The sequence below is a fragment of the Bifidobacterium myosotis genome (assembly GCF_002259745.1).
GTDB classification, from domain to species: domain Bacteria; phylum Actinomycetota; class Actinomycetes; order Actinomycetales; family Bifidobacteriaceae; genus Bifidobacterium; species Bifidobacterium myosotis.
Genome location: NZ_MWWW01000025.1, coordinates 39,758 through 52,452, shown reverse-complemented (window position 1 = coordinate 52,452; position 12,695 = coordinate 39,758). Strand labels below are relative to the sequence as shown.

General features: G+C 60.9%; 8 protein-coding genes and 1 other RNA gene. 2 read left to right on the top strand and 7 right to left on the bottom strand.

All coding sequences use genetic code 11. From position 1 onward, the window contains the following. Nucleotides 1-243: 243 nt before the first annotated feature. Both BMYO_RS09540 and BMYO_RS09535 read left to right on the top strand, forming a co-directional pair. Nucleotides 244-1,479: an MFS transporter gene (locus tag BMYO_RS09540; protein WP_094668236.1), complete on the top strand. Its 1,236-nt coding sequence runs from the start codon at nucleotides 244-246 to the stop codon at nucleotides 1,477-1,479. A gap of 829 nt (nucleotides 1,480-2,308) precedes the next feature. Further along, nucleotides 2,309-2,686: a helix-turn-helix domain-containing protein gene (locus BMYO_RS09535; RefSeq protein ID WP_094668235.1), complete on the top strand. Its 378-nt coding sequence runs from the start codon at nucleotides 2,309-2,311 to the stop codon at nucleotides 2,684-2,686. 194 nt (nucleotides 2,687-2,880) lie between these two features. On the opposite strand, the gene BMYO_RS11565 is transcribed toward BMYO_RS09535, so the two are convergent. From BMYO_RS11565 to murD, 7 genes are all read right to left on the bottom strand, one after another. Then, nucleotides 2,881-3,468 carry an LptM family lipoprotein gene (locus BMYO_RS11565; RefSeq protein WP_143249161.1) on the bottom strand — a complete coding sequence of 196 codons (588 nt, stop codon included), beginning with the start codon at nucleotides 3,466-3,468 and terminating at the stop codon, nucleotides 2,881-2,883. A gap of 1,511 nt (nucleotides 3,469-4,979) precedes the next feature. Further along, nucleotides 4,980-5,376, bottom strand: a transfer-messenger RNA (tmRNA) gene (gene ssrA / locus BMYO_RS09530). A 170-nt stretch (nucleotides 5,377-5,546) separates the two neighbouring features. After that, nucleotides 5,547-6,674 (bottom strand): cell division protein FtsQ/DivIB, encoded by a 1,128-nt coding sequence (locus BMYO_RS12225; protein ID WP_420807308.1) that lies wholly within the window; start codon nucleotides 6,672-6,674, stop codon nucleotides 5,547-5,549. Between the two features lie 338 nt (nucleotides 6,675-7,012). Beyond that, nucleotides 7,013-8,584 carry a UDP-N-acetylmuramate--L-alanine ligase gene (gene murC, locus BMYO_RS09520; protein ID WP_267889626.1) on the bottom strand — a complete coding sequence of 524 codons (1,572 nt, stop codon included), beginning with the start codon at nucleotides 8,582-8,584 and terminating at the stop codon, nucleotides 7,013-7,015. A gap of 88 nt (nucleotides 8,585-8,672) precedes the next feature. Further along, on the bottom strand, nucleotides 8,673-9,875 hold the full coding sequence (locus BMYO_RS09515; RefSeq protein WP_094668232.1) for a UDP-N-acetylglucosamine--N-acetylmuramyl-(pentapeptide) pyrophosphoryl-undecaprenol N-acetylglucosamine transferase: 1,203 nt from the start codon (nucleotides 9,873-9,875) through the stop codon (nucleotides 8,673-8,675). Between the two features lie 16 nt (nucleotides 9,876-9,891). Then, on the bottom strand, nucleotides 9,892-11,115 hold the full coding sequence (ftsW, locus tag BMYO_RS09510) for a putative lipid II flippase FtsW (RefSeq protein WP_094668231.1): 1,224 nt from the start codon (nucleotides 11,113-11,115) through the stop codon (nucleotides 9,892-9,894). Continuing rightward, nucleotides 11,102-12,547 (bottom strand): UDP-N-acetylmuramoyl-L-alanine--D-glutamate ligase, encoded by a 1,446-nt coding sequence (gene murD, locus BMYO_RS09505; protein WP_094668230.1) that lies wholly within the window; start codon nucleotides 12,545-12,547, stop codon nucleotides 11,102-11,104. The genes ftsW and murD overlap by 14 nt, the downstream gene beginning before the upstream one ends. Nucleotides 12,548-12,695 lie beyond the last annotated feature (148 nt).

Below are 12,695 nucleotides of genomic sequence, written 5' to 3'. Positions count from 1 at the left end.
GTCGCCAGACCGCACGCCCCTTCCTTTCCTCCCGTTCTGGGGCTGGCTCACACCGGGGCAATGACGCTCCGGTCTCTTCACCGTTTACGGCAATCCCGGCGTGAGCCATGCTCCGGGCACGGACCGTTCCACGCGGATCGCTTCGTATGGAACACCTTCATAATTAAATGCTGATCAACACTGATCGAGCGATAATCCATCCAACATTCATTGCCTCATTGCAGTAAGAAAAAGGGATTCATAATGAGCAACGAAACTACCAAGACCGGTAACGCTGGTAACGCTGGATTCGCCAAGATCCTGCCGGTGATGTTCGCCTTCTTCGTCATGGGCTTCGTCGACCTGGTCGGCACCGCGACGAACTACGTCAAGGGTGAGTTCGCCCTTGCCGACGGCACCGCGAACCTGTTCACCACGATGGTGTTCTTCTGGTTCCTGATCTTCTCCGTGCCCACCGGCATGCTGATGAACAAGATCGGTCGCCGCAAGACCGTCCTGTGGTCCATCCTCGTCACCCTGGTGGCCATGGCCCTGCCGATCATCGCCTATGTGGCGCTGTCCGGCACCCCGCGCCTAGTCCTCATCGTTATCTCCTTCGCGTTCCTTGGCATTGGCAACACGCTGATGCAGGTATCCCTGAACCCGCTGCTGACCGTGTTCGTCAAGGGCGACAAGCTCGCCTCCACCCTGACCACCGGCCAGTTCGTCAAGGCCTTCGCCTCCCTGTTCGCCCCGTACATCGCCATCTGGGGCGCCACCAAGCTCAACATGTGGTGGATCCTGTTCGTGATCTACTTCGTCATCGGCATCATCGGCTACGTACTGCTCGCCCTTGACAAGATCGACGAGCCCGCCCCCGATGCCGGCACCACCACCATCGGCCGCTGCTTCAAGCTGCTGTTCTCCGACGCCATCGTCTTCCTGTGCTTCCTCGGCATCGTGGCCCACGTGGGTGTGGACGTCGGCATCAACGCCCAGGCCCCGCGCATCCTGACCGAGCACACCGGCGACCAGTTCACCGAAATCGCCGCCACCGCCACCATGGTCTACTTCATCGCCCGTATGATCGGCTGCTTCACCGGCGGCATCGTGCTGCAGAAAATCAGCAACAAGGTCGGCCTGCGCATCTGCGGCATCATCATGACCCTGTCCGCCGTGTGCTTCGCAGTCTTCGCCCTCGTGCAGAGCAACCCGCCGGTCTGGCTGTTCTGGATCGCCGTCGCTCTCGTCGGCTTCGGTAACTCCAACGTGTTCTCCCTGTTCCTGTCCCACGCCCTGATGTACCGTCCGGATCGTCAGAACGAGATCTCCGGCCTCATGCTCATGGGTCTGATCGGTGGCGCCATCTTCCCGCCGATCATGGGTGTGGCCGCCGACGCGGCCGGCCAGTTCGGTGGCATCCTCGTGATGGCCGTCGGCTGCCTGTACGTGCTGGTCATGGGCTTCGCCTACAAGGTGCTCGAAGGCAAGAAGGCCTGAGGCCATTCCTTTCCCTTCCCTCTGTCACTTCCCTCTCATCCGCTCTCTTCTCTTTCCTCGATTCCTCGGCGATTTTCGCACTCGCCCAGTGATTGAGGATTGACCGATGACAGGCTGATGACCAACCGGGATCAATGACCAACCGGGATCAATGACCAACCGGGATCAATGACCAACCGGGATCAATGACCAACCGGGATCGATAACCAACCGGGATCGATAACCAACCGATGATGCCGCTCTCACACCGAGGGCGGCATCATCGTATTCTGGGTTTCCTCTCTGGCCCGTCATCCCCGATGCCATGGATATTCATGCCTCTATCTCCTATTCTGGGCATATCCGTATCATGAACCGGCTCCCCATTCACGGTTCTGGGCATACAGTACCATGAGCCTACCTTCATTACCCGTTCTGGGCATATCGGTACCTTGAGGACCCGGTTTCAGGCACCTTCATGGTGCTGATATGCCCAGAACTACGTTCATGACACGTACATGCCCAGAATAACTGGTAGCGATATGCCCAGAAAACCACTTCTCCTACAACAAGGGATGCATTCCACTGCCCAGCAGACCCATGCCATCTCAGTCTATAACCATTGACTTGTCCAAGTAAATAGACATAGACTACAGATGTGAAACGTAGAGACCTCGAGAAGCGGATTCATCGCTTCGCCAAGGGCAGCAGTTTCGATGGCATCTGAGAGAAATACGACAACCACAGCAATGTCACCGTCGGCGAAGTCAAGACCACGTGCCCACAGACACGGCGAAGTCAACGAACTTACCGCTAATAGCATCCTGAGCTACACCGAAAGGAACATGAAATGAGCGACACCAAGGACGTGACCGCCATTTGCCGTCGCTCCGACGGCTGGTGGGCCGTGGAAGTCCCCGAGATCCCCGGACTGTTCGCCCAAGCCCGCCGCCTCGACCAAGTCGCAGGACAGGTGCGTGGCGCTGCCGACATGCTTGATGCGCAAGTAGGAGTCATCACCCTCGACCCCCAGCTCGACGAAGCTACGCAACAGATGGTGGACGACCTGTTCGCCAAACGCGCCGCTGCACGCCATGCGCAGGAAGAGGCGTCCAAGCTTGCACGCAGTACCGTGGCCGCATTACGCAATGAAGGACTAACAGTACGCGATGTCGCTACCATAATCGGCGTTAGCCCACAAAGGGTCAGCGCCCTACAGGATACATGATGTCAAATGGATAGCACACCTCCGACGCCCCTACCATTACAGGTAATCCGACGCCCTATTGAAATGTTGACACATCACCCTACCTAGTCATCGTTCAGGAACGTTTCGCACACAGCTATCAGGAAACAGGCTCTCAATCCATATCATGTCTGTTGGCTCCTGCAACAGCATGCGAGACAATATACTGGCTTCATCTATTGCAGCGTGGCGCTATTGCCATCCGCCGGACAAGTTGCGACATCGTTGCCGTCAACCGATAGATATGCCACCCATTTCACACCTTCGCTGCCTTTAATGGCCGAATCCGGAATTCTCGTCGAGAACTTTTCTGCAGAGAAATCAGTAGCAAAGTCACCGGGATATGTTTTCTGCCCAGTTGAACCACTCATATCATAGACAAAACGCACGTAATCGCCAGTAGCAAATACCTTCTTGAAACCAACCTGCGTGGACCGGTTATACATGTTATCTGAGAACATAATCGAGTATGTTAAAGATTCATTGGCCGTCATAAGCGGAGTTGGTATTTCCACAGAAAGGTATTGACCAGTTGTTTCCAAAGAAACGCTGGACAGATTCGGATTATCTCCAACGCATGAGCCTTTCAACCCATCAGGTAAACCATGGATACCGGACTTTCTAACAGCATCCTCAATCTCCTTTTGCGTTTCAGCCTTTTCCTGCGCAGTTTCCCCTTTACGAAGAATCCCTCCACAGGCCGACAACGAACTCAACAGCATCAGTACCATCACAGCAGCAAGCATCTTCTTTGCCCTACTCATTCTTCGATCTCCCCTCCATGCAGTTACTACCATGCAGCGCGTCATTGTTGCTGCATATCCAAATAAGCATTTCGATTAGATTGAAATCGGCATAAGTATAACAAAAACAAGCAGCCACAAATCGTTCCTGCGATTCTGAGTAATTCTGGGCATATACGTGCCATGGATTGGCTTCCATCCCCCTATTCTGGGCATATGACCACCATAAAGACCCGATTTTAGACGCTTTCATGGTGGTCACATGCCCAGAACTACGTTCATGACACATACATGCCCAGAATAACTGGTAGCGATATGCCCAGAACAATACCGCGCCAAGCAAATATCCTGCGTCAAACAACGTTGACGAATTCGCTACCCCTCAGTCCCGCTTCGCAGGCCAACTCCCCTGCCAGGGGAAGACCACAATATAATCAACGAACCTCTGGCGCAGGACACTCGATTGCCCATATATGCACAAAACGCCTGCTGCTACTTCATAAACCCATGTGATCAAGCACCGTTGCAGGTAAAAAGTATTCACCTACAGACCTCACACCAGCCTCGGAGACTGTCTCGGAACCAAACCGCTGCATATTGCGGGCATTTCATGTCGCGCTAGGGCAAGCATCGCAGGTAAAACGAGCATAGTTATATTCGCTGCAGGGCTTTTGTACCTTTATGTGGCCGGATTTCAACCGTACGTAAGCACAATATATCTGCATCAAGAATCACAAGGCACAATATGCCTGCACTGGCAGGAACAACACCGGCATTCCTCGACCATAACAAGTTGCGCACAACATGCATACCCCAGGAAGGTGTATTGCTCCAATGTTTGTTCGGCGGGCTGAACGGTGTTTCCGCAACGCAGACGTCAACTTACTAAAATACAGAAAAGGGTGGTTCCCGCATTGCGGCAGTAGAGGGACACCACTCAACCTGCCGAACAAACATTGAAGCAATACAGTACAGTCGCGCGCCGTTTCGCACGCATACCCCTTCTCCTGAGAAAACGAGGTCCGGAAACGGCTGCGGAGACATGTCGCGACACCGTTGTGTTTTAGCAAGTCGGCACCACCTCAACGTGTTGAACAAACATTGAAGCAGTACACATCGTTTCCGGACTTTGTTTTTGGGCACATTTTGGGCACACTTTTTCAGGGGTCTGTCAGATGCCAGACAGGGGAGATCCAGGAACCGAAACAGAAAAGCCGGAGGTCAGATGCCAGACACAGGGTTGTCAGACACAGACACAGACACAGAGGCAGCCAGGGACCTGTTTTTGCCCACGTTTTGCCCACGTTTCAGGAAAACGTGTGAATAACAATGAAATCAGCGAATAACAGAAAGACTCCGTTAAACCAACTTTGACATACGAGGTAAGCCAGCTGTGTTGTTTTCCTCGGGAAATCAACACAGTCAAAACCCGAGCTGACTGGTTCATGTCAATTCTGGTTTAACAGAGCCAACAGAAAAGCCGCTCTCCCCTACTGCCGTAAGGGAAAGCGGCTTTTCTTCTGCCTTCGCAAAAGTGGAGATGCGGGGAATTGAACCCCGGTCCGATGACCGAACCCACAGTCTTCTACGTGCGTAGTCTGCTGGCCGTGCGGCAGTTTTTCTGCCCCCATCTATGTCGCAGACAACCGATGGCGAGCATATCCGCAGTACAAGTCCCGACGTAGCCCTGAGGCTCAGCTACGTCAGCAAGTCTTCTTAACGACGCTCAGCATCCTCCCAAAGACGAGGAGGAGTGAACGGAGCGGCTGCTCACTGGTTAATCCTGGCGCGAAGCTCAGGCAGCGAGAGCGAACTCAGTGCGGTTAGATTTAGCACTTATTCTTTTGCCGGGGTCATCCACGAGCGGACCCGGCGTTCTCGGCACGCTTCCCTGCGACGAACAGGTCACCGTCGAAACCGATCATCCCCAATCTTGAATTATCAAGCATTCCGGTTTTGCAACCGGATATTTCAACATACACCCGATTCCCCGGACATGCAACCCGTCCCCGTGGTTCCCTAGCGTCATTCGCGCACAGCGAACTTAGGATCTTGCACGCAAACAGCCCGCCGGCACTCCCCCGGCCTTCAGCCAGCCATCACTTGATGATCGGCTTGAGCGGCGCGGACACATCCACCTGATGTTTGTCACCGATCACCTTGGGGTCGTTGATGATCTTGTCCACGACGGCCATCTTGAGCTTGAGCTGCGAGGAATCACCCCACACAATCACCCGTTCGCCGTCGTCCAGCGTGGTGGTCACCGAATCCTGGGTCTCCGCAGTGACCTTGGTGATCTGCTGGCGCATCGATTCAGGCAGCGCGCCCAGAATGGTCAGTGCCTCCTTGACGGACCGGTTTTCAAGGCTCGCCTGCGCGTCCTTGACCTCAATGACCGGGATGCCGTCCACATTCTGGGAGGATACCGAATTGAGCACGCGCCCCTCGGCGTCAACCGCAGTCAGCGTCTCCCCGCTTTTGAGCATCGCGGCAGGCCGTTGCGCGGTGACCGCCACGTTCATGGCCTTGGGGAACCTCTTGGTGACCTTGGCTTCGGACACGCCGGGAATGTCCTGCAACTGATCGGCCACGTCACGCGTGGACACCAGGAACAACGACTTGCCCGCCTGCTTGTCCGCGATGTCATGGATGGTCTGTTCGCTGACCCATTCATTCGCACCGGTCACGCTGATGGCCGCCGATTCCAGACGGAACACCGTCGAGAAAAACAGCAACCAGACCAGCCCCGTGACCACGGCAACGACACCGGCCACCACGGCCACACGCACGGCGATCACGCGCGCGCTGGCGCGTTTGCGCTCCTTGGCGCGCTCAGTGAAGTCCACCACCTTCGGCCGTGCGGCGACGCCCAGCGTACCGGCGGTCTGTCGCAACGTCTCCGCCACATAATCCTCGCTATGCAACCGGCGCGCATCCACGAATGCGCCCTGCCGGCCTTTGGCGACGGTCACGTCGGACGACTGCTGCTCCACCTGTTCCGCCGGTCGGGAGAATCTGGGCGAACGGTCTGGCTGTGAAATCCGTGACGATTGGGATGATCGGGAGGAACCGGAGGATCGGGCGACTTGGGAGGAGCGCCCGCCTCGGACCTGAGCGGCTTTGAATTGCGCGGATTCGGAGCGTGCGGGCTCGGAGCGCAGGACCTTGGATTGTCCCGCTTTGGCCCGTCCACCTACAGTTCGTCCACTCGCGTTCCGCCCGCCCATGGAATGTCCACCCACGGATTGCCCCGCCCCGGACCGTTCAATCCGAGAAATCCCCGGGTGTTCGGCCCGTCCGCCCGCAGAGCGCGTGGACCGGACAGACTGATCGGCATCCCTCTTGGACGCAGTGGTCCTGCCGGAGACGTGCGATGCGACGCCGCGCGCTTTGCGTCCGCGTTCCGCGCCACGCGAGGACTCGGCATCACCCGAATGACGAGACCCGGCGGACCGCACGGAACCGGCGGAACCAGCAAAACCAGCGGAACCGGACGTGCGGAAGTCCCGGTTGGGCCCGCCTTCGCCCTCCTCGCTTCCGGACGAGCGTACCGTGCGTCCGGCCATCACTCGCAACTTTCGCGATGGGCCTCGAGCGCGGCGAGCAGCACCTGATCCATCTCGGTGATGTCGCCGGCGCCCACAGTGAACACCACGTCGCCGTGATGGGCGCGCATCGCCATCATGCGCGCGGCCAGATTCATATCCCCCACGGCCTGAATCCACGTACCTGCGGCCTGGTCCTTGAGTCCTGCCGCGGCATCCACGATGGTCTCGGGGCCCACGCCGGGGAAGTCCTCCTGCTTTTCGCGGGCGGGGAAGACGCCGGTGACGATCACGTCATCGGCCTTGGCCAGCGCCTCGGCGAACTCGCGTGCGAAGAACCGGGTGCGGGAGAACAGGTGCGGCTGGAAGATCACACGGATGACCGACTCGGGGTAACGACGGCGGGCCGCATCGAGCAGTGCCGCGATTTCGGTGGGGTGATGGGCGTAATCGTCCACGACGGTGACCTGCTTGACCGTGCCGCGCACCTGGAAACGACGCGACGCGCCCAGGAATCCGGCGATGGCCTGCGCAGCCGCATCCGGGGCGACGCCCAGCAGGACGGCGGCGGTGATGGCCGCGGCGGCATTGCGCGCATTGTGCACGCCGGGGACCTTGAGCGCCACGTCAAGCGAGACATCCGCTCCTCCGGCGACCGTTGCCCCGGTGATCGCGCCCGGCAGTTCGAGCGTGAACCGTTCGCTGCCGCTGCCCGCGGACTCGGCTTCGGAGGCGATGCGCACGTATGCGGCGATCGACGAGACGTCCAGATCGGCGAGGTCGCTGGCGGAGGTGGTGCCGTAGGCGATCACGCGGGAGCGCACGGCATCCGGCATCGCGGCGATCACGCCTCGATTGTCGGGATCGTCGGCGCAGATGATGACGTGGTCTGTGGCGTGGCCCGCATGGTCCACGAACGCGGTCTGATAGTGGGCCTCGTCGCCGTAATGGTCGAGATGGTCAGCCTCGGTATTGGTGATAATGGCGATGGTCGGATGATACTTGGCGAAGCTGCCGTCGGATTCATCCGCCTCGGCGACCAGCACCGGCCCGCGCCCCGCATGGCCGCCGTCCAGCGTGGTGCCGTCGGGGCCTTGGATGGAGCCGCCGATCGCATAGCTCGGATCGACGCCGGCATGCACCAGGATGTGGGCCAGCATGGAGCTGGTCGTGGTCTTGCCGTGCGCGCCGGCCACAGTGACGGCCCGTTTGCCGTTCATCAGCAGCGCCAGGATGTCGCTGCGATGGACGATGCGCACGCCGGCCGACGCCGCCGCGACGATTTCGGGATTGTCCGGTTTGATGGCGCTGGAATAGACGACGGTTTCCGCACCGGCCACGTTATCGGCCCGTTGACCGAATTCAACGGGGATGCCGAGGGCGGTGAGCCGGTCGGTTTTGCTGCTGCGTTCACGGTCGGACCCGTCCACGGCCACGCCCTGGGCGTGGAGCATCTCCGCCAGCACGCTCATGCCGGCGCCGCCGATGCCGATGAAGTGGGTGCGACCGAGATCCGCGGGAACCGTGTCAGTGCCGAAGGCGGCATGGGTGGGGTCGAGCACGATGGATCGCTCGGATTGCTGTTGAGTCAATTTCCGCTCCTTAACGGGTGTTCCGGAACATATCTTAGGAGTCTTACCTATCTGCGGGATTCGTTCTGCGGGATTCGTGAGGCAAGGTTCAGCCACGCGCCCTGCGCCGTGCGGCAAGGTCGAGCACATGGCGCGCCATGATTCGCGCCGCATCGCGGATGCCGTACTCCCAGGCCTTGCGACCGAAGGAGGCGAGGCGCTCGGGGTCGGCCAGCAATGCCGGCACATGCTCGGCGACCCATGCGGGGGTCAGGTCACGGTCGGCCACCAGCAGACCGCCACCCGCCTGCACCACAGGCTCGGCGTTGAAGCGCTGCTCGCCGTTGCCGATGGGCAGCGGCACGTAGATCGCGGGCAGTCCCAGCGCCGCCAGCTCGGAAACCGAACCGGCGCCGGCGCGGCAGATCACCAGATCGGCGCAGGCGAAAGCCAGATCGATGCGTTCGAGGTACTCGGCGGCATGGTAGTCCCCCTGTCCGGCGGATTCGGGGCCGAGTCCGGTGAGCACGCCGTCGCCCGCCGACCGGGAGACGAGGCCGCGGACCTCGTCGATCTTGCCTCGGCCGGTCAGGTGAATCACCTGGGCATGGGCCAACAGCCCGGCCGCCGAGGATGCGACCGCACGATTGAGGCTTTGGGCGCCCAACGATCCTCCGGTGACCAGCACGAGCGGACGGTTCGGATCGACCCCCAGCCGTGCGGCCGACTCGCGGCGGACGGCGGCGCGGTCCTCGCCGATACGACGGGCCAGCTCGGCGATGGCCGGACGCAACGGGAGACCGACGCGTTCGACGGTCGCACCCTCGCGAGGCTTGAGACCGGTGCCCTCATATACGGTGCCGATGAATTCCGCCCATCGCGCACCAAGCTTGTTGGCCATGCCGGCGCGGGCGTTCTGCTCATGGATGGCGATCGGGATGCCCATCCGATGCGCCGTGGCATAGGCGGGCGCGGAGGCGTATCCGCCGAAGCCGACCACGACCTCAGCTTTCCGCCGCTCGAGGATGGCACGCACCTTGGCGGTCTCGCGCTTCCATTTGAACGGGAATTTCAGCATGTACAGGTTCGGTCTGCGCGGAAACGGCACCTTCTCGATGGTGTCGAGTTCAAGTCCGGCGGCCGGGACGAGATCCTTCTCCAATCCGACGGCGGTGCCGATCACGCTCACCTGTGCGGTGGGTTCGAGCTCGCGGATGGCACCAGCCACGGCGAGCAACGGGTTGACATGGCCTGCGGTGCCGCCGCCGGCCAACACGATATGATATGCGCCTTCCAATGTGCCTTCAGTCATGGTTACCGAGTGTACTCTACGCGGTCTGTCTGGCCTGTTTGATCTGCGGCTGCGAGCGCATAAGCCCCACAACCAGTCCGGCCGCGGACAGACACATGATCATCGACGAGCCGCCGGCCGAGACGAACGGCATGGGCACGCCAAGCACGGGGAACACGCCGACCACCACGCCGATGTTGACCAGCGCCTGGCCGACGAGCCAGATGGTCACGCACATGAGCGTCATGGATACGTACCGGTCCGGCACCTGCAGGGCGATGGCGATCATGCACCAGCCGAGAATCACGAAGAACAGGATGACGATGGCCGATCCCACGAATCCGGTCTCCTCGCCGATGATGGCGAAGATGAAGTCGTTGTGGGCCGCAGGCAGATAGTTCCATTTCTCACGCGAGTTGCCGATGCCCAGACCGAGCAAGCCTCCGGAGGCGATGGCGTATTTGGCGTGCATGGACTGATAGCACACGGTCTGCGCATCGGCGGCGGAGCAATCGCCGTACGTGGCGAGGATACGTCGCATACGGTTCGGGCTGGTCACCGCCAGCACGATGACCAGCGCCACGGCGATTCCCGCACCGGCCGCCATCCACTTGCCGGGGAATCCCGCGACCAGAAACGCCACGCCACCGATGAAGATGAGGATCATCGCGGTGCCGAGGTCCTTGCCTCCAATCACCAGCAACAGACCAAGCCCATACACCAGCATCGGGAACCGGTATGCCTTGATGCCCTCCTTGCGGTACAGCCTGCTACAGGCGTGCAGCGAGGCGGGCAGCCAGACGCACATCGCGAATTTCATGAATTCCGCTGGCTGGATGGTGGTGAAGCCCAGATTGAGCCAGCCTTTGTTGCCGTAGACGTCGAGGCCGAGGGGCGTGAAGGTCAGCGCCTGCATGATCAGGGCGGCGACCACGAATCCCATGCCCGTCGTCCTCCAGAACCGTACCGGCATCATCATGGCCGCGAACCCCAGCATCAGGCCGATCACGCAGAAGCCGCCCTGGCTGATGAGCTGGACGAACGGCGACTTGCCCTGCGAGGTCATCGTGACCGTGGAGCTGGAGAAGACCATGATCAGGCCGAACACGGTCAGTCCCACCACGGCCATGCGGAAGCCGTGGTAGCACCACAACGGATTGAGCAGGCTGCGCCAACCGGTGTAGTCGTTGATGACCAGGGCCGGCTCTCCTGCGGCTCGGCGCATGTTGCGCGCGCGGGAACGGGAATCAGTGGAGGCCATGCACCTCGCTCCAGGTGCGGGCCGCCGCCGCGAACCGGTTGCCACGGTCCGCATAGGACTTGAACTGGTCCATGGACGCGCATGCCGGGGCCATCAGCACCACATCGCCACCGGCGGCATACGAGCCGCAGGCTTCGACCGCGCGGTCCATGACGGTGTCGTTGTCGGCCGGATCGATGACGGTGACCGGGATGTCGGGCGCTTCGCTGGCGAAGGCGTCGATCATCGGCTGCTGGTCCTTGCCGATGATGACCGCGGCCTTGATGGTGTGGGCCTGGTCCCTGACTAGATCCTCGAAGCGGCTGCCCTTGGCCAGACCGCCGGCGATCCACACCACGGATTTCGCGGGGAAGCTGGAGAGCGACGCATGGGCCGCATGGCCGTTGGTGGCCTTGGAATCGTCCACGAAGCGCACCACGCCGTCGGCCAGCTTGGCCTCGGCGACCGTCTCGATGCGATGGCCGCCCGGTTTGAACGCCTTCAACGCGCCGAGCGCGGTGTTGAGGTCCGCGCCGAAGCCCAGCACGAGGGCGAGCGCGGTCAGCGCATCGGCCACGAGATGCGGGTACAGGGTGCCGTCGGGCTCCATGAGATGCGTGAAGTCGGTGATGGGGGCGATGCGGATCTCCTCCCCCGCGCTTGCGCCGGCCACGCCGCTCATGTCCACGATCCAGCCGTCCTTGATGCCGATCTGCCCGGCCTTGGGCTCCTCGAGGGTGAATCCGATCCTGCGGCATCCCTCGGCGGTGTGCGCGGCCTCGGCCAGGGCGCTCACCTTGGCGTCCTGCGCATTGTAGACGATGGCGCGCTTGGCGCCCCGGAACACCTTGGACTTGTCCGCCGCGTAGTTCTCGCGGCCGCCGTGCCAGTCCAAATGGTCGTCGGCGATGTTGGTGATCGCGGCGCAATCCAACTCGAGCGAATCGGTGAAGTGCAGCTGGAAGGAGCTCAGCTCCACGCACAGCACGTCATGCTTCGGGTTGACGGCGCAGCGCGACAGGCTCATGGACATGTCGCCGGAGGCGATGTTGCCGGCGGTGGGCGCGTCCATGCCGCAGGCCTTGAGCATCTCGGAGGTCATCTCGGTGGTCGAGGTCTTGCCGTTGGTGCCGGTGATGCCGATCCACGGCGCGGGACTGCCGGTGCGTTCGTTGTCCACGCGCAGCCGCCACGCGAATTCGACCTCGCTCATCACGGGGATGCCTCGGCGCTGGGCCTCGAGGATGAACGGCGTGCGGGGATTGAACACGGGCGAGGACATCACATAGTCCACGCGGTCCCAGTCCACGTCATCGAACGAATGGAGGTCGGCCTCGGGCTTGCGCTCGTCCACACCGATCACATGGGCGCCGCGCTCGCGCAGCACCTCGGCCAGCGAGGTACCGGACACGCCCAGTCCCGCGACCACCACCGTCTTATCTTCGATTTGCATTGTTCCTCCCTAGAAGTCTGGTCAAAGGCCCGCAGGCGATTCCCGATCGCCGACCCCTGACCGCCGACGCCGACCGTGCGCCCGACATGTACGGCATGCGGCGGCGCCCGGCCCGGATGCCGACGTGGGCGAGCATAGGCCGCCCACG

Coding starts and splice junctions, on each gene's coding strand:
- BMYO_RS09540 (WP_094668236.1), top strand. CDS start 244: ATGAGCAACGAAACTACCAAGACCGGTAACGCTGGTAACGCTGGATTC.
- BMYO_RS09535 (WP_094668235.1), top strand. CDS start 2,309: ATGAGCGACACCAAGGACGTGACCGCCATTTGCCGTCGCTCCGACGGC.
- BMYO_RS11565 (WP_143249161.1), bottom strand. CDS start 3,468: ATGAGTAGGGCAAAGAAGATGCTTGCTGCTGTGATGGTACTGATGCTG.
- BMYO_RS12225 (WP_420807308.1), bottom strand. CDS start 6,674: ATGGGCGGGCGGAACGCGAGTGGACGAACTGTAGGTGGACGGGCCAAA.
- BMYO_RS09515 (WP_094668232.1), bottom strand. CDS start 9,875: ATGACTGAAGGCACATTGGAAGGCGCATATCATATCGTGTTGGCCGGC.
- ftsW (WP_094668231.1), bottom strand. CDS start 11,115: ATGGCCTCCACTGATTCCCGTTCCCGCGCGCGCAACATGCGCCGAGCC.
- murD (WP_094668230.1), bottom strand. CDS start 12,547: ATGCAAATCGAAGATAAGACGGTGGTGGTCGCGGGACTGGGCGTGTCC.